The organism is Achromobacter ruhlandii, from assembly GCF_902859695.1.
Classification (GTDB): domain Bacteria; phylum Pseudomonadota; class Gammaproteobacteria; order Burkholderiales; family Burkholderiaceae_B; genus Achromobacter; species Achromobacter ruhlandii.
This window is the reverse complement of record NZ_CADIJL010000062.1, coordinates 1-16,017: the sequence shown is the minus strand read 5'-3', so window position 1 is coordinate 16,017 and position 16,017 is coordinate 1. Positions and strand designations below refer to the sequence as shown.

General features: G+C 66.5%; 16 protein-coding genes. 13 read left to right on the top strand and 3 right to left on the bottom strand.

The window, feature by feature from the left end; genetic code table 11:
* Positions 1-2,282, top strand: a 2,282-nt coding sequence (gene flhF, locus HV742_RS31485) for a flagellar biosynthesis GTPase FlhF (protein ID WP_175147242.1), incomplete at its 5' end; no start/stop codon positions are given.
* Between the two features lie 84 nt (positions 2,283-2,366).
* Here flhF and HV742_RS31480 read toward each other — a convergent pair.
* The 3 genes from HV742_RS31480 to flgA form a co-directional block, all read right to left on the bottom strand.
* Complete coding sequence (locus HV742_RS31480) at positions 2,367-2,843, bottom strand: flagella synthesis protein FlgN (protein ID WP_049074387.1); 477 nt, start codon at positions 2,841-2,843, stop codon at positions 2,367-2,369.
* 51 nt (positions 2,844-2,894) lie between these two features.
* Positions 2,895-3,188 carry a flagellar biosynthesis anti-sigma factor FlgM gene (gene flgM / locus HV742_RS31475; protein ID WP_049074384.1) on the bottom strand — a complete coding sequence of 98 codons (294 nt, stop codon included), beginning with the start codon at positions 3,186-3,188 and terminating at the stop codon, positions 2,895-2,897.
* Positions 3,189-3,315: 127 nt separating this feature from the next.
* Positions 3,316-4,029, bottom strand: a complete 714-nt coding sequence (flgA, locus tag HV742_RS31470) for a flagellar basal body P-ring formation chaperone FlgA (protein WP_049077896.1) — start codon at positions 4,027-4,029, stop codon at positions 3,316-3,318.
* Between the two features lie 168 nt (positions 4,030-4,197).
* On the opposite strand from flgA, the gene flgB reads away from it, so the two are divergent.
* The 12 genes from flgB to HV742_RS31410 form a co-directional block, all read left to right on the top strand.
* On the top strand, positions 4,198-4,605 hold the full coding sequence (gene flgB, locus HV742_RS31465) for a flagellar basal body rod protein FlgB (RefSeq protein ID WP_049074382.1): 408 nt from the start codon (positions 4,198-4,200) through the stop codon (positions 4,603-4,605).
* Positions 4,606-4,627: 22 nt separating this feature from the next.
* Positions 4,628-5,047 carry a flagellar basal body rod protein FlgC gene (gene flgC / locus HV742_RS31460; protein ID WP_175147241.1) on the top strand — a complete coding sequence of 140 codons (420 nt, stop codon included), beginning with the start codon at positions 4,628-4,630 and terminating at the stop codon, positions 5,045-5,047.
* A 57-nt stretch (positions 5,048-5,104) separates the two neighbouring features.
* A complete protein-coding gene (locus HV742_RS31455) occupies positions 5,105-5,800 on the top strand; it encodes a flagellar hook capping FlgD N-terminal domain-containing protein (protein WP_059270074.1) in 696 nt (231 codons plus the stop codon).
* 71 nt (positions 5,801-5,871) lie between these two features.
* Positions 5,872-7,341, top strand: a complete 1,470-nt coding sequence (locus tag HV742_RS31450) for a flagellar hook-basal body complex protein (protein ID WP_068952937.1) — start codon at positions 5,872-5,874, stop codon at positions 7,339-7,341.
* Between the two features lie 38 nt (positions 7,342-7,379).
* A complete protein-coding gene (locus HV742_RS31445) occupies positions 7,380-8,141 on the top strand; it encodes a flagellar basal body rod protein FlgF (protein ID WP_175147240.1) in 762 nt (253 codons plus the stop codon).
* 69 nt (positions 8,142-8,210) lie between these two features.
* A complete protein-coding gene (flgG, locus tag HV742_RS31440; protein ID WP_006394443.1) occupies positions 8,211-8,996 on the top strand; it encodes a flagellar basal-body rod protein FlgG in 786 nt (261 codons plus the stop codon).
* The gene (locus tag HV742_RS31435; protein WP_049074373.1) at positions 8,996-9,688 is read left to right on the top strand and encodes a flagellar basal body L-ring protein FlgH; all 693 of its coding nucleotides are present in this window, start codon (positions 8,996-8,998) and stop codon (positions 9,686-9,688) included. The genes flgG and HV742_RS31435 overlap by 1 nt, the downstream gene beginning before the upstream one ends.
* A gap of 2 nt (positions 9,689-9,690) precedes the next feature.
* Complete coding sequence (locus tag HV742_RS31430; protein ID WP_175147239.1) at positions 9,691-10,827, top strand: flagellar basal body P-ring protein FlgI; 1,137 nt, start codon at positions 9,691-9,693, stop codon at positions 10,825-10,827.
* A gap of 5 nt (positions 10,828-10,832) precedes the next feature.
* On the top strand, positions 10,833-11,816 hold the full coding sequence (gene flgJ, locus HV742_RS31425) for a flagellar assembly peptidoglycan hydrolase FlgJ (protein WP_049074367.1): 984 nt from the start codon (positions 10,833-10,835) through the stop codon (positions 11,814-11,816).
* Positions 11,817-11,889: 73 nt separating this feature from the next.
* The gene (flgK, locus tag HV742_RS31420) at positions 11,890-13,566 is read left to right on the top strand and encodes a flagellar hook-associated protein FlgK (protein ID WP_049074365.1); all 1,677 of its coding nucleotides are present in this window, start codon (positions 11,890-11,892) and stop codon (positions 13,564-13,566) included.
* A 49-nt stretch (positions 13,567-13,615) separates the two neighbouring features.
* The gene (flgL, locus tag HV742_RS31415; protein WP_049074363.1) at positions 13,616-14,875 is read left to right on the top strand and encodes a flagellar hook-associated protein FlgL; all 1,260 of its coding nucleotides are present in this window, start codon (positions 13,616-13,618) and stop codon (positions 14,873-14,875) included.
* 137 nt (positions 14,876-15,012) lie between these two features.
* A partial coding sequence (locus tag HV742_RS31410; RefSeq protein WP_175147238.1) for a HAMP domain-containing protein occupies positions 15,013-16,017 on the top strand: 1,005 nt, incomplete at its 3' end.

Here is a 16,017-nt window from a genome sequence, read left to right as displayed (position 1 = left end):
CGGCGCCGATGATGGCGCCCGCGCCGGTCGCCGCGCCGGTACGCATGGAGATGCCGGCCTTGCCGCCGGCGCGCGAACTGCCGCCGGCCGCGCCGGCCATGGCCCGCATGCCGGATGCGCCGTTGCGCAACGGTCCGGTGGTACCGCCGGCCGCGCTGCCTGGCGACGCCGCGGCGGGGCTGCAGGATGCGATCAGTGCCCTGCGCGGCGCGCTCGAGAGCCGCATGGACGGCCTGCTGTGGGGCGGGCGCCAGGGGCCCGGCCGCGAGCCGGCAGGCGCCGCGCTGTTCCGCAGCCTGCTGGATGCGGGCTTCAGCACCAAGCTGGTGCGAACGCTGGTCGAGCGCATGCCGCAGGGCATGAACGCCGAGGCCGCGCTGGCATGGGCCCGCAATGAACTGGTCACGCACCTGCCGGTGCTGGGCTCGGAAGACGAATTCCTGGGCGGCGGCGTGTACGCGCTGGTCGGCCCGACCGGGGTCGGCAAGACCACCACGCTGGCCAAGCTGGCGGCGCGCTGCGTCGCGCGCGAGGGCCGCGAGCAGGTGGCCATGCTGACCACCGACAATTTCCGGATCGGCGCGCTTGAACAGCTGCAGATCTACGGCCGCCTGATGGGCGTGCCGGCGCACTCGGTGCGCGATGCCGGGGAGTTGCGTCGCATCCTGGCCGAGCTGGGCAACCGCAAGATCGTGCTGATTGACACCACCGGCATCAGCCAGCGCGACCGCCAGGTGGCCGAGCAGGCCGCCATGCTTTGCAACGCAGGCAAGCCCGTGCGCCGTTTGCTGGTGCTCAACGCCGCCAGCCAGGGCGACACGCTGGACGAGGTCGCCCACGCCTACCGCAACGGCGTAGGCGAGGATGTCGCCGGCTGCATCATCACCAAGCTCGACGAAGCTTCGCGCCTGGGTGCGGCGCTGGACACGGCGATCCGCCACCGGCTGCCGATCCACTATTCTTCGATCGGACAGAAGGTGCCCGAGCACCTGGAGCTGGCGCGCGCCGACGCGCTGATCGACCGCGCGTTCGCCATGGTCGAGCGCGCCCGTGCCCTGTACGCCCCCAGCGAAGCCGACATGGCCTCGCTATGGTCGACGCCACGCGAATCCGACAGCGTCGATCCCGCCCGCCGGCGCCAGTTGTTGGCCTCGGCGATCCTGCGCCCGCAAGGCGGCGCCGGCTCGATCGAGGCGGCGCAGCACCTGGACGATACCCTGGGCTGGCTCGATAGCGATGCCGCCTGCGTCCAGGCGCGGGCGTCGTGGCGCGAGTACGTCGGCGACGGCGCCGGCTCAAGTCTGTCCGCGCTGGGCGAAGCGCCGCTGGCCATGGTCCGGCGCGAATTTTCCACGGCCTGCGGCCGCCACTTGCTGGCGATGCACGGCAAGACCAGCATGAAGGGCGAAGGCCTGCCGGGCGGCACGCTGCTCAGCGCCGTGCTGATGAGCGACCGTGGCGCGGCGCTCGCGGCGCCGGCGCAGCAACTGGTGCTGCCGCACGGCATGCTGTCGTCGTTCGCCCCGGCCGCCGCCGCCCAGCCAGATACCGCGCAGGCGCTGGCGGAGCGGGTGCGCTGGCTGGGCGAACAGTTGGCCCGCCTGCCGCTGGTGCATATGCTGGAGGCCGGCACGTCGGCCCTGTGGCAGAGCCTGGGCGAGCAGGGCGCATCCTGGGTGGCGCGCAGCCCGGGCGGCATGCGCGTGATCCAGGACGATTGCCCGACCAACCTCAACGCGGTCGGCAAGAGCGTCGGCTATCTGCCGGTGGGCCAGCCGGGCGACATGCCCGGCCTGCGCGCCGTGCCGGGCACCCGGCCGGCGCCGTTGGCGCTGTGGGCCTCGGGCACCGAGATCGGCTTGCCGGGCCGGGGCGAGGACGCCCGGTTCCGGCTGGTCTGCGCCCGCCTGATCGACACCGCCAGCGGCGAGGTCGCCGGCCAGCTGTTCGGCCTGACCAACCTGGCGGCCAGCCAGGCGGATGCCGCCACGGTGGCGCGCTGGCTGGTGTTGCAGGAAGAGGCGCGCGCGGGCTTTCGCTATATGGCCAATGCCTGGCAGGCGCTGCCCGCCGTCGATGGTTCGCATACGCTGGCGCGGCAGTCGCTCATGGCCGGCCAGCTGGCCTCGGCCTGCTGGCAGCTGGCGCACGCCTCGGCGGCCGATGGCGTGCGCGCGACGCTGGCTGGCGTCGTCAGCCCCGAGCGCAAGCTGTCCGGGCGCCTGTTGCCGGTGGCGCTGCTCAAGATGTTCGCCATGCTGGAGATGGCCGGCGGCGTCTAGCAAGGCGGCCATCCGGCCGGTATCGGCCAAGACAAACAGCCCGCTTCATGCGGGCTGTTTGTCTTTGAAGATGAAGGTTGCGGGCTAGCCGGCGACGATGGGCTTGCGGCCCGGCGCGCTGCGGGCGCCACGGCCCTGTGCGTCGTAGGTGGAGGTGCCGCCCAGCCCGCCGATCTGGCGCAGGGCGTCCAGCGACTGTTGGGTATAGCGCAGGTGCACGTCGATCAGGGCGCCGTTGCGCATATTGATCTCGTTGGCGGAGGCCGATTTGGCCAGCAGCGCCTGCCAGACGCCGGACAGCTGCGGGTGCAACACGGCGGCCTGTTCGGTGCCGGCATGGCCGGCGGGCAGGCCGATCTCGGCCAGCAGGCCGTCACGGGTATTGCTCAGGTCCACCAGCTGCCGGGCGACGCTGCCTTTGCGTTCGGTGATGTCATGCAGCGCGTCGACGTTGCCCGGCCCGACCAGCACCTTGGTTTCTTCCTCGAGGATGGAAGAGAATTCGGCGATCAGGGAATCTTCCTGTTTCAGGCAGGCTTGCAGGGACTCGACGGGGCTCATGGTCATGCTCGGGCAGGCGGACGGGTCGGGTGACGTACGGAAAACGGCGGTTTACTTCAGCAGGTCGCGGGCGCTGGCGATCAGGCCGTCGGCGATGCGACTGGTATCGATCTTGAGCTGACCCGAGGCGATGGCGGCGCGAATGGCGGCGACACGCTCGACATTGATGTCGTTCGAGCCGTCCTGCAGCGCGAGCATCTTGCGCGAGGCCGAGCTCAGCGCGACTTGCGAGCTGCTGGCGCCGCTGCTGCTGCCGGCGCCATAGGCCTGGGCGACCGCGGAGTCGGCGCGGGGGCTGAGGGCGTCGGGCGAGATGGGCCGGTTGGTGGTCGAATTGATTTTCAAGGTTTTCTCCGCAAGGCGTCCTGGGTCGGTTTGCGACGGGTCCGCCTACTTATGCCTCTGTAACGACAGGGCCGGAAGGAACTTTAGGGTAGGCGGCCGAATGCCGCAACGCGATATGTAACATTGCCTAAAGTTGTATTTCGACCAGGCCGGCATTGCGCACCACGCCGCTGACGACCTGGCCGCTGGCGGTGCGCACCTGCACGGTGGCGCCGGGCGCGGCGTTGTCCAGGGCCTGGCCCTCGCTGCTGACCACGAAACCATTGCCGCGCGCATTGATGCGCACATTCGAGCCTCGCACCACCGATTGGGCGTTACGCAGGGCCGCCCCCTTGACCGGCTGGCCGGCGTTGATGCGGTAGGCGGCCGTCATGCCGATCACGGTCTCGGGGCGGGTGATGACGCCGGGCGGCAGGGCCACCAGGTCGCCGTCGCGCGGCGCCAGGTCGGCCGGGGTGAGAGCCTGGCCGGCGGCGATCATGCGGGACGCGACGTAGTAGTGGCCCGGGACGCTGACGGTGGCCTGCACATAGGTGGTCCAGGCCTTGGGCGCATTGCAGCGTACGCCGACCGTCATGCGCGAACGCAGCTTCATGCCCGACGGCATAAATGGGGACATGGCATCGCAGGGGGCCAGCCGCTCGACCCTGGGCGGATCGATCGCCACCGAGGGTTGGCCGGGCAGGGCGGCCAGTTGTTCCAGCAGATAGGTCTGCGCGGCGATGACGATCGCCTCGGGCGCCTGGACCGGGGCGTCCTGGGCCCTGGCCGCGATGGCGGGGGCCAGGAGCAGGGCGGCCAGACAGGCGGCGCGCGCGCGGACGTTTGCGGGAAACTTCATGATGTCTGAATTGTAGAAGCCCGCGTTGCTTGGCAATACGTGAATTGGATGAGAAATGATGGGTTATTTGGTTGATTGTGTTGTGCCGCCGACCCCTATGATGCCGTCATCCAATGGGATAGCGGTGTGTTCGCCGTCCCGGGTTTCATCCGTATTGAAGGCGATCCGATGTTAGACCGGCTTAATGAAGATTTCCGCTTCTTCCAGCAGTCCCTGTCGTTGCGCGCGCAGCGCCAGGAAGTGCTGTCTTCCAACATCGCCAACGCCGACACGCCCAACTACAAGGCGCGCGATTTCGATTTCAAGGCGGCGATGCAGAACGCGATGGAAGGCTCCAAGCGCCTGCCAGATACCTCGCTGACCCTGACCTCGGCGCGCCACATCCCGGCCAAGGCCGTGTCCGAAGGCCCGACGCAGATGCTGTACCGCCTGCCATACCAGCCCAGCCTGGACGGCAACACGGTCGACATGGACATCGAGCGCGTGCAGTTCGCCGACAACACCTTGCACTACCAGAGCACGATGCAGCTGCTGACGGGCCGTATCCGCAGCATGATGGCCGCCATCCAGGATTGATTTTCATAGGGAACCGCAGGCAATGTCCTTGTTGAGCATTTTCGATATCGCCGGTTCGGCGCTGAGCGCGCAGTCGCAGCGCATGAACGTGGCGGCCAGCAACATGGCCAACGCCGACAGCGTGGTCGGCCCCGATGGCCAGCCCTACCGGGCTCGCCAGGTGGTGTTCCAGGTCAACCCGCCGGCCGGCCAGGTCCAGGGCCGCGAGATCGGCGGCGTGCGCGTGGCCGGCGTGGTGGTGGACCAGTCCCCCCTCAAGCAGGTCTACGACCCCAAGCATCCGATGGCCGACGCGCAGGGCTACGTCAGCATGCCCAACGTCGATCCCATCGCCGAGACCGTCAACATGATCGCGGCGTCGCGTTCGTACCAGGCCAACGTCGAGGTGCTGAACACCGCCAAGAGCCTGATGCAGAAAACCCTCACCATCGGCCAATCCTGATCCTCCTGATTCCGCGCGCCGCGCCGCCCGCGCGGAAGTTTTTGAAGAAGTGAACCCATGACCACCGTTGATCAATCCACAAGCAAGACCGGCCTGGGCCTGGCGCAAGTCGGCGCCAACGGCTCGAGCACCGCGCAGGGCCTGCAGGACCAGTTCCTGAAGCTGCTGGTGACGCAGCTCAAGAACCAGGATCCGCTGAACCCGATGCAGAACGCCGAGCTGACCTCGCAGCTGGCGCAGATTTCCACGGTGGAAGGCATCACGAACCTGAAGAACACCATGCTGGCCATCAGCGGCCAGATCGACGTGTCGCAGTCGATGAACGCGGTGGCGATGATCGGCAAGGGCGTGCTGGTTCCTGGCGCGAGCGTCAAGGTCGGCGTGAACGCCGAGAATCCCGCCGAGCGCGTGGTCACGCCCTACGGCCTGGATCTGCAGAAGGATGCGGTCAAGGTGCAGGTGCGCATTTCCGACAGCAACGGCGCGGTCGTGCGCACCATCGAGCTGGGCGAGCAGAAGGCCGGCGTGTACACGCTGGACTGGGACGGCAAGAACGACGCCGGCGTGGCGCTGGACGCGGGCGCGTACACCGTGTCGGTCCTGGCCACGGATGGCGACGACAAGAAGGTGGCCGCCGAAGTGCTGAAGTACGGCAAGGTCAAGAGCGTGGCCTACTCCACCAACGGCCTGCGCCTGGATATGGGCCTGGATGGCCAGACCAGCATGCTGGATGTGCGCAAGGTTATCGGCTGAAGCGGGCCGGTTTGATGATCTGCCGACGCCACGGCGGCGGTTTCCAAATTTAGAGATTAGCGAGAGAAAACATGGGCTTCGGACAAGGATTGAGCGGCTTGAACGCCGCGGCGCAGAACCTGGACGTCATCGGCAACAACATCGCCAACTCGGGCACCGTCGGCTTCAAGTCGTCGACCGCCTCGTTCGCTGACGTCTACGCCAGCTCGCGCGTCGGCCTGGGCACCAAGGTGGCGGGCATCACCCAGCGCTTCACGGTGGGCACGGTCACCGGCGGCGGCGGCGAATACGATATCGCCATCGATGGCGCCAAGGGCATGTTCCGCGTCACCGACCAGAGCGGCGCGGTCATGTACAGCCGCAATGGCGAGTTCCTGGTCGACAAGAACAACTTCATCGTCAACGCGCAAGGCTACCGCCTGACGGGCTATCCCGCCGGCGGCATCGGCGCCAATCCGGTCGAACTGCAACTGCCCACCGCCAACGTCGCGCCCAAGGCCACCACCACGGCCACCACCGTCGCCAACCTGGACGCCAACGCCAAGGTCATTTACCAGGTCGACACGGTGACCTCGCCGGCGGTGCCCGGCTCCGTGACCCTCGGCGGCGTTGCCTATACCTTCACCAAGGCCGCTGGCGGCGCGATCACCTGGGCCCCGGGCAATCCGCCGGCCGGCACCTACGGCACCGCGCCCGACACCGTGACCATCGACGGCACGGGTCAGGTCACCGCGGGCAACCTCAACGTGATTCCCGGTTTCGTCGACTTCACCGCCGCGGTGACCGAAGTCGGCAAGCCGTTCGATCCCAAGGTCACCACCAGCTACACCAACGCCTCGCCCATGACGGTGTACGACTCGCTGGGCAACTCGCACCAGGTGATGCAGTACTTCGTCAAGCGCGCCGCCGACGCCGCTGGCAACAGCGTCTACGACGTCTACTACACCATCGACGGCCAGGCCATGGCGCCGACCACCGAAGCGGGCGGCGTGTGGGGCAACCCGACGCAGTTCACGTTCAACAAGGCCGGCGCGATGACCAGCGCCACCACGGTCAACCTGTCGTTCGCCACGCCGGGCGGCAACACCACTCCGGCCGATCCCCTGGCCATCGCCGTCAACTACACCGGCACCACGCAGTACGGCAGCGCCTATGCGCTCAAGAGCCAGCCAGACGGCTACACCTCGGGCGAGTTCAGCGGCATCAATATCAGCGCCGACGGCAACCTGGTGGCCCAATACACCAACGGCGAAACCTCGATCGTCGGCACCATCGTGCTGGCCGATTTCGCCAACCTGCAGGGCCTGCAGCCGGTGGGCAACAACGCCTGGAAGGAAACCTCCTCGTCGGGCCAGCCGATCCTCGGCCAGCCGGGCAGCAACGGCTTGTCCAGGGTGGTCGGCCAGGCGACCGAAGCCTCGAACGTCGACATGAGCAAGGAGCTGGTCAACATGATCATCGCCCAGCGCACGTACCAGGCCAACTCGCAGACCATCAAGACCCAGGACGAGATCATGCAAGTCCTGATGAACCTGAAGTAATGGTTGGCGGGCACGCGACGACACCGACGGAATAGGCAATGGATCGAATCATCTACACCGCCATGAATGGCGCGGCGCGGATCACTGAGCACCAGGCCGCGCTCTCGAACAACATGGCGAACGTGAACACGCCGGGCTTTCGCGAGCAGATCGCGCTGTACCGGTCGGTTCCGGTGACCGACGGCGTGAGCCTGCCGACGCGTGTCTCGACGGTGGCGTCGACGCCCCGCAACAACTTCGAGATGGGCAACATGCAGACCACCGGCCGCGACCTGGACGTGGCCCTGGCCAGTTCCAACGGCTGGATCGCGGTGCAGACCCCGCAGGGCGAGGCCTACACCCGCGCCGGCAGCCTGCAGGTGGGCGTGAACGGCCTGCTGCAGACCTCGCTGGGCCAGCCGGTGATGTCCGACCAGAACGGCATCATCGACGTGCCCGACCAGGCCGCGCTGACCATCACCTCGGACGGCACCATCACCGCCATCGGCGCCGGCGATGCGCCCAACAACATCCTCAACCTGGGTCGCATCAAGCTGGTCAACCCGCCGGAGGCGCAGCTGGTGCACGGCGACGACGGCGTCTTCCGCCTGGCGCCGGTCAACGGCCAGCCCGCGCCGCCGGTGCCGGCGGATCCCAGCCTGCGGGTGCTGTCGGGCGTGCTGGAAGGCAGCAATACCAATCCCATGGCGGCGATGGTGGGCATGATCGAAAACGCCCGCCGCTTCGAACAGCAGATGCAGGTGGTGCAGCAGGCGGACCGCAACGCCGAACGCGCCAACGGCATTCTCTCGGTTTCCTGATCCGGTCAGCCGATCCGAACCAAATAATTTTCGCGCGCGGCCGGGCCGCCGCACCAGGAGTACTTCATCATGATGCGTTCGCTGTGGATTGCCAAGACGGGCCTGGAAGGTCAACAGACCTCGATGGACGTGATTTCCAATAACTTGGCCAACGTCTCGACCAACGGTTTCAAGCGCGGCCGCGCCGTGTTCCAGGACCTGATGTACCAGACGCTGCGCCAGCCCGGCGCCCAGGTCGGCGACGCCACGCAGCTGCCGTCGGGCCTGCAGCTCGGCACCGGCGCCCGCGTGGCCGCCACCGAGCGCATCCACACCACCGGCGGCCTGAACAACACCGGCGGCGAACTGGACGTGGCGATCAACGGCCGCGGCTTCCTGCAGGTCGAGCTGCCCGACGGCACCCAGGCCTACACCCGCGACGGCGCGCTGCAGCGCGACCAGAACGGCCAGCTGACCACGGTCAGCGGCTACGTGATCCAGCCGCCCATGAACGTGCCCGACAACGCCCTGTCGATCTCCATCGGCAAGGACGGCATCGTTTCGGTGACGCAGCCCGGCGCGGCCGGCGTCAATGTGCAGATCGGCCAGTTGCAGGTCGCCACCTTCATCAACCCCACCGGCCTGCAGAGCGTGGGCGAGAACCTGTACCTGGAAACCGACGCCTCGGGCCCGGCCAACCTGCTGCAGCCGGGCGTGGACGGCGCCGGCACGTTCATGCAGAACTACGTCGAAACCTCCAACGTGAACGTGGCCGAGGAACTGGTCAACATGATCACGACCCAGCGCGCCTACGAAATGAACAGCAAAGCCGTCAAGACCTCGGACGAAATGCTGGCCCGCCTGACCCAACTGTGATGCCTATGTCGTCTGTCCTGCGTCTGGTTTCGAGCGCGGCCCTGGCGTTGCTGGTGGCCGGTTGCGCCATGATTCCGCCCGAACCCATCGTGACCGGGCCGACGACGGCGGCCCCGCCGCCGCCGCCGATGCCGGCGGCGCAGCCCACCGGTTCGATCTACCAGCCCACGACTTACGGCAACTACCCGCTGTTCGAGGATCGTCGGCCGCGCAACGTCGGCGATATCGTCACCATCGTCCTGAACGAAAAGACGAACGCCTCCAAGAATGTCGCCACCAACACCAACCGCAGCGGCAACGCCAGCCTGGGCATCGCCGCCGCGCCGTCCTTCATGGACAGCTGGGCCAATGCCAACCTGAACACGGACGCCAAGGGTGGCAACGTGGCGCAGGGCAAGGGCGACAGCACCGCCAACAACGCCTTCACCGGCACCATCACCACCACGGTGGTGGGGGTGATGTCCAACGGCAACCTGCAGGTGGCCGGCGAGAAACAGATCGCCATCAACCGCGGCAGCGAATACGTGCGCTTCTCCGGCGTGGTCGACCCGCGTTCCATCACCGGGACGAACACCGTGTCGTCGACCCAGGTGGCCGATGCCCGCATCGAGTACCGCAGCAAGGGCGTCATGGACGAAGTCCAGACCATGGGCTGGCTGCAACGCTTCTTCCTGATCGCTTCGCCGTTCTGACCATGAAACAACCCACTCCGATTTCCGCCTTGCTGTCCCTGCTGGCGCGCGTCTGTGTCGCGGCCGGGCTGCTGGCCGGCGCCTCGGCGGCGCACGCCGAGCGGCTCAAGGACCTGGCATCCATCCAGGGGGTGCGCGGCAACCAGCTGATCGGCTACGGCCTGGTGGTGGGCCTGGACGGCAGCGGCGACCAGGTGCGCCAGACGCCTTTCACGCAGCAGAGCCTGACCAACATGCTGTCGCAGCTGGGCATCACCGTGCCGGCCGGCAGCAACATGCAGCTCAAGAACGTGGCGGCGGTCATGGTGACGACGACGCTGCCGGCCTTCGCGCGGCCCGGCCAGACGCTGGACGTGGTGGTGTCCTCCATGGGCAACGCCAAGAGCCTGCGCGGCGGCACGCTGCTGATGACGCCGCTCAAGGGCGCCGACAGCCAGGTCTACGCGATCGCCCAGGGCAACATCCTGGTCGGCGGCGCGGGCGCCTCGGCGGGCGGTTCCAGCGTGCAGATCAACCAGCTCAACGGCGGCCGCATCAGCGGCGGCGCCATCGTCGAGCGCGGCGTGCCCACCACCTTCGCGCGCGACGGCTACATCTATCTGGAAATGAACAACACCGACTTCGGCACCGCCCAGAACGTGGTGGCGGCGCTGAACCGCAAGTTCGGGCAGGGCACCGCGACCGCGCTGGACGGCCGCGTGGTGCAGGTGCGCAGCCCGATGGAGCAGTCGGCGCAGGCGCGCTTCCTGTCGCAGGTCGAGGACCTGCAGGTGACGCGCGCGCCCACCGTGGCCAAGGTCATCATCAACGCCCGCACCGGCTCGGTGGTCATGAACCGCACGGTCATGATCGAAGAGGCCGCCGTGGCGCACGGCAACCTGTCGGTCATCATCAATCGCCAGAACCAGGTATCGCAGCCGGATACGCCCTTCACGGAAGGGCAGACGGTGGTGGTGCCCAATACACAGATCGAAGTGCGCCAGGACAACGGCGCGCTGCAGCGTGTGACCACCAGCGCCAACCTGGCCGACGTGGTCAAGGGCCTGAACGCCCTGGGCGCGACGCCCCAGGACCTGCTGGCGATCCTGCAGGCCATGAAGAGCGCCGGCGCCCTGCGCGCCGAACTTGAGATCATCTGACCGCGATGGCCTACACCAATCCCTCCGCGCGTCTGGGCAGCCGCCAGGATTCCGTCTTCGACATGGGGCGCCTGTCGGACCTGAAGCGCGACGTCACCAAGGACCCGGCCAACCCCGGCACCGAGCAGCAGAAACAGGTGGCCAAGCAGTTCGAGGCCCTGTTCCTGCAGATGATGCTCAAGCGCATGCGCGAAGCCACGCCCAAGGAAGGCCTGTTCGACTCGCAGCAGACCCAGATGCTGCAATCCATGGCCGACGAGCAATTGGCGCTGCACCTGGCCACGCCAGGCATCGGCCTGTCGCAATCGATCCTGGCGCAGATGCAGCAGGGTAAGCCGGGCGACCTGCCGGCCGAAGCCGTGCAGCGCCTGGGGCAGGGCACCGACCTGGATTTCCAGACGGGGGGCTCGCGCCAGGTATCGGCGCTGATGGACGTGATGCGCAACAATCGCGCGAGCGACCGCGCCCTGGCCGCGGCCGAAGGCGCGCCCGAGCACGTCATCAACTTCGTGTCGAAGATGTCGCGCGCGGCCACGCTGGCCTCGCAGCAGAGCGGCGTGCCGGCCCGGCTGATCATGGGCCAGGCGGCCCTGGAGTCCGGCTGGGGCCAGCGCGAGATCAAGCACGAGGACGGCCGCACCAGCTACAACCTGTTCGGCATCAAGGCGGGACCGAGCTGGAAGGGCAAGGTCGTGAATGTGCTGACCACCGAATACGAAGACGGCGTCGCAAAAAAGGTGACGCAGCCCTTCCGGGCCTATTCGTCGTACGAGGAATCGTTCGCCGACTATGCCCGCCTGATCGGCAACAGCCCGCGCTACGAAAGCGTGACCCAGGCGCGCAACGAAATCGAGGCGGCCCGCCGCATCCAGAGCGCCGGCTACGCCACCGATCCGCAATATGCGCAAAAACTGATCGGCGTCATGAGCCAGCTGCGAGGGGCGGCCGCCAAGGTGGATATTTCACGCCAGATGTTGGAAGGACTCTAAATTTGGACTACCCGCTGCCGTTAATCGGGTATCCAGAAATATCAGTCGCGGTTACATACGGGGCACTGTCAGCATGAATCTGTACAAATTGGCGTTGGGCGGGTTGAACGCGTCCCAGGCGGGATTGGCCACCACCGGCCACAACATCAACAACGCCACCACGGTGGGTTACAACCGCCAGCGCGTCATGATCTCGACCGCGGGCGCCCAGGCCACCAGCAACGGCTTCATCGGCCGCGGCGTGCAGGTCGACACCGTGGTGCGCAGCTACGACAGCTTCCTGTACAAGCAGCTGGTCGGCGCCCAGGGTAGCAGCGCCCAGTTGCAGACCCAGTTCGACCAGGTGTCGCAGATCAACAACCTGTTCGCCGACCGCACCGTGGGCATCGCCCCGGGCCTGACCAATTTCTTCACCAGCATGAACACCGTGGCCAGCAAGCCGGCGGATCCCGCCGCGCGCCAGGACCTGCTGGGCAAGGCCAACAGCCTGACCACCCAGATCCGCTCGGCCTACCAGGAAATGCAGAACCAGCGCCTGGGCCTGAACACGCAGATCTCCACCACCGTCGAGCAGGTCAACAGCTACCTGACCCGCATCAATGACCTGAACAGCCAGATCTCCATCGCCCGCGGCAAGGGCGCCGGCAATCCGCCCAACGACCTGCTGGACCAGCGCGACCAGGCCGTTTCCGAACTGAATCAGCTGATCGGCATCACCACCTACGAGCAGGGCGACAAGCTCAACATCTCGCTGGCCTCCGGCGGTCAGGCGCTGCTGTCCGGCGATACCGTCTACCCGTTGCAGGCCGTGGCGTCCGCCAAGGATGTCAGCCGCACCGTCATCGCGTACACCCTGCCGGCCGGTTCCGGCGGCAAGACCGTGGCGGTCGAACTGAACGACGCCGAAGTCAGCGGCGGCAAGCTGGGCGGCCTGCTGCAGTTCCGCGCCAGCTCGCTGGACTTCATGCAGGCGCAGTTGGGCCAGATGGCCGTCGGCCTGGCCATGACGTTCAACGAGCAGCACCGCCAGGGCCTGGACTCCGCCGGCAACCCCGGCACCGATTTCTTCAGCATCGGCAGCCCGCAGGGCGTGCCCAACGCCAACAACAAGAGCGGCGCCCAGCTCAGCGGTACGTTCACGAACGTGAACAACATCAACGCCAAGGACTACGAAATCAGTTTCGACGGCGCCAATTACCGCGTGACGCGCCTGCCGGAAGGCACCCAGGTGTACAACGGCCCGGCCACCGGCACGCCGCCCACCGCCACGCTGGACCTGACCGATGAAATGGGCGTGTCGCTGACGATCGACTCGCCGCCGCAGGCCGGCGACAAGTGGTCGCTGTCGCCCACGCGCGACGCCGCGCGCGACATCAACGTGCTGATCACCGACCCGGAAAAGGTTGCCGCGGCGGATGCCGCCGGCGGCGACGCCAACGGCAAGAACGCGTTGGCGCTGGCGCAACTGCAGACCCGCAAGGTGCTGGGCCACGGCACCATGAGCATCACCGAGATGTTCGGCCAGGTGGTCAACACCGTCGGCGTGCAGACCGCGCAGATCAGTTCGGCTAATACGGCCCAGAAGAATCTGCTGGCCCAGAAGACCGCGGCCCAGCAATCGGTGTCGGGCGTGAACCTGAACGAAGAATACGTGAGCCTGTCGCTCTACCAGGAGCAGTACCAGGCCAGCGCCCGCATCATCGACGTCGCCAGCACGCTGTTCGATACGCTGCTGGGCCTGCGCGGCTGATCCGGATCGTTGACATCGTGACCTATCAAGACCTATTTGGAGCTTCCCCATGCGCCTGAGCACCTCGATGATGTATTCGAACGGCCTGAAGGGCGTTCTTTCTCAGGAATCCGACATGAACCGCCTGGTGGAACAGGTGGGCAGCGGCAAGAAGTTCCTGACGCCGGCGGATGATCCGCTGTCCGCCTCGTTGTCGATCAACGTCGCGCAGACGCAGAGCATGAACGCGACGTACCAGCTCAATCGCAACACCGCCAAGACCAACCTGGGCCAGGAAAACAACGTCCTGGATTCCATCACCACGGCGCTGGCCGACGTGCGTACCCGCGTGGTGCAGGCCGGTAACGGCACTTTCGCCGACAGCGACCGCCAGGCCTTGTCGACCGCGCTGAAGAACGCCCGGGACGCGCTGCTGGGCCTGGCGAACAGCACCGACGGCAACGGCCAATATCTGTTCTCCGGCTACCAGGGCGGCGTTGTGCCCTATGCCCAGGACACCAACGGCAAGATCGTCTATAGCGGCGCCACCGGCGAGCGCACGGTGCAGGTCGATCAGTCGCGCCAGATGTCCTCCAGCGACATCGGCAGCGACATCTTCAACCGCGCCAACCCGGGGTCGCAGGCCTATGTCAGCACCGCCGCCGCCGCCAACACCGGCACGGCCCAGTTCAGCACGGTCTCGGTGACGCCGGGCAGCCCCAACATCGGCAAGAACTTCAAGCTGCAATTCGAATCCGACCCGGCCACGGGCAACATGGGGTATCGCGTCATCACGACGGACCCCAATGCCAACCCGCCGGTGCCGCCGGTCATCAACCCGGCTCCGCCGGCCGCGCCCACCGTCTACACGCCCGATGCCGCGATTGATTTCGGCGGGGTGTCGGTGGTCGTCAAGGGCACGCCGCAGAACGGTGACGTGATCGACGTCGAAAGCGTGCAGTCCGCCAACGTCGACATTTTCAATACGCTGGACAGCCTCATCAAGACGCTCGACTCGCCGATCGCCGGCGATCCGGTGGCGTTGGCCAAGCTGAACAACGAGTTGGCGACGGCCAACAAGAAGTTGTCGACCAACTACGACAACGTGCAGACGGTCGCCGCCTCGGTGGGCGCCCGCATGAACGAACTTGAAGCCCTGGACGCCACCGGTACCCAGAAGGGCCTGGGTTATTCCAAGTCGTTGTCGGATCTCGAAGACCTGGACTACTACTCGGGCGCCAGCCAGTTGGCGTTGCGACAGGTGGCCCTGCAGGCCGCGTCGGCGGCGTTCATGACGATTCAAGGATCCAGTCTTTTCAGCCGCAAGTAATGCGGTGAGTCCATAGACCGCGCCCAGGACGGACGCGGCATGTTGCGCCCTTACGGACGCTTCCGGTGGCAAGCCGGAGCGTCCGTGTGTGCGTACAGGGTAGGCATTTTGTCGTTTCAATAACGCTCGGATATTTCATGCTTGTCAATTTGAAAGTTCGCACCTGCATCATCCTGGTGCTATTGCTCTTCACGGGTGCCATGTTCGTGTCGAACGGCGTGGCTTGGATGGGACTGAATTCCAGTAACACGAAACTCGATCAGATCAACGCCGCCTATACCGACCAGGGAGTTCCCCTCAACCGCGCCTACAACATATTCCTGCGCGCGCGCCTGTTGCTTTCCACATCGCTGATGGATATGCAGCAGGGCAAGACCGAGCAGGCGACCGAACAGGCCAAGCGCTCCGAAGCCTTGATGCAAGAAGCCTTCAAGATGATGGAGGAAATCCGCAAGGCGCCCAAGCTGGAGGGAACCGAGGCACTGGGCCAGGCAGTGGATGCCGCGCTCAAGGAATACGATTCGGTTATCAAGGGGCAGGCCAAGGCGCTCGCCAACCTGGCGATCCAGGACTACCTCAACCTCAATGACGCCGCCACGAACGCCAACACCAAGTTCCGCGGGGCGGTGGACGATTACCTGGGCTTCATCGACAAGCGTACGGATGAACTGGCGGCGCAGGCCCAGGTTGACCACAACATTTCGCGCAGCGTCACGATCGCGCTGCTGGTGATTGCGGCGGTGCTCGCGATTGGCTGTTGGATCTTCATCAACCGTACGGTCCTGCGTCCGCTGCACGAGGCGGGCGATCATTTCGAGAAAATCGCGAGCGGCGACTTCACCGGACGTATCGAGGTGCGCAGCACCAATGAAATCGGCCAGATGTTCTCCGCCGTCAAGCGCATGCAGGAAAGCCTGACGCGCACGGTGGCCACGGTGCGCCGTGGCGTGGACGAGATCAACGTGGGCGCGCGCGAAATCTCGGCGGGCAACACCGACCTGTCCAGCCGCACCGAGCAGCAGGCGGCCTCTCTGGAAGAGACCGCCGCGTCGATGGAAGAACTGGCCTCGACGGTCAAGCAGAACGCCGACAACGCGCGCCAGGCCAACCAGCTGGCGGCCAGCGCTTCGGACGTGGCCGAG

Bases quoted from the DNA above. Each gene is read 5' to 3' on its own strand.
- HV742_RS31455 (WP_059270074.1), top strand. From the start codon at position 5,105: ATGACCACCGTTGATCAATCCACAAGCAAGACCGGCCTGGGCCTGGCG.
- flgJ (WP_049074367.1), top strand. From the start codon at position 10,833: ATGGCCTACACCAATCCCTCCGCGCGTCTGGGCAGCCGCCAGGATTCC.
- flgA (WP_049077896.1), bottom strand. From the start codon at position 4,029: ATGAAGTTTCCCGCAAACGTCCGCGCGCGCGCCGCCTGTCTGGCCGCC.
- flgC (WP_175147241.1), top strand. From the start codon at position 4,628: ATGTCCTTGTTGAGCATTTTCGATATCGCCGGTTCGGCGCTGAGCGCG.
- HV742_RS31435 (WP_049074373.1), top strand. From the start codon at position 8,996: ATGCCTATGTCGTCTGTCCTGCGTCTGGTTTCGAGCGCGGCCCTGGCG.
- flgG (WP_006394443.1), top strand. From the start codon at position 8,211: ATGATGCGTTCGCTGTGGATTGCCAAGACGGGCCTGGAAGGTCAACAG.
- flgB (WP_049074382.1), top strand. From the start codon at position 4,198: ATGTTAGACCGGCTTAATGAAGATTTCCGCTTCTTCCAGCAGTCCCTG.
- HV742_RS31445 (WP_175147240.1), top strand. From the start codon at position 7,380: ATGGATCGAATCATCTACACCGCCATGAATGGCGCGGCGCGGATCACT.
- HV742_RS31430 (WP_175147239.1), top strand. From the start codon at position 9,691: ATGAAACAACCCACTCCGATTTCCGCCTTGCTGTCCCTGCTGGCGCGC.
- flgK (WP_049074365.1), top strand. From the start codon at position 11,890: ATGAATCTGTACAAATTGGCGTTGGGCGGGTTGAACGCGTCCCAGGCG.
- HV742_RS31450 (WP_068952937.1), top strand. From the start codon at position 5,872: ATGGGCTTCGGACAAGGATTGAGCGGCTTGAACGCCGCGGCGCAGAAC.
- HV742_RS31480 (WP_049074387.1), bottom strand. From the start codon at position 2,843: ATGAGCCCCGTCGAGTCCCTGCAAGCCTGCCTGAAACAGGAAGATTCC.
- flgL (WP_049074363.1), top strand. From the start codon at position 13,616: ATGCGCCTGAGCACCTCGATGATGTATTCGAACGGCCTGAAGGGCGTT.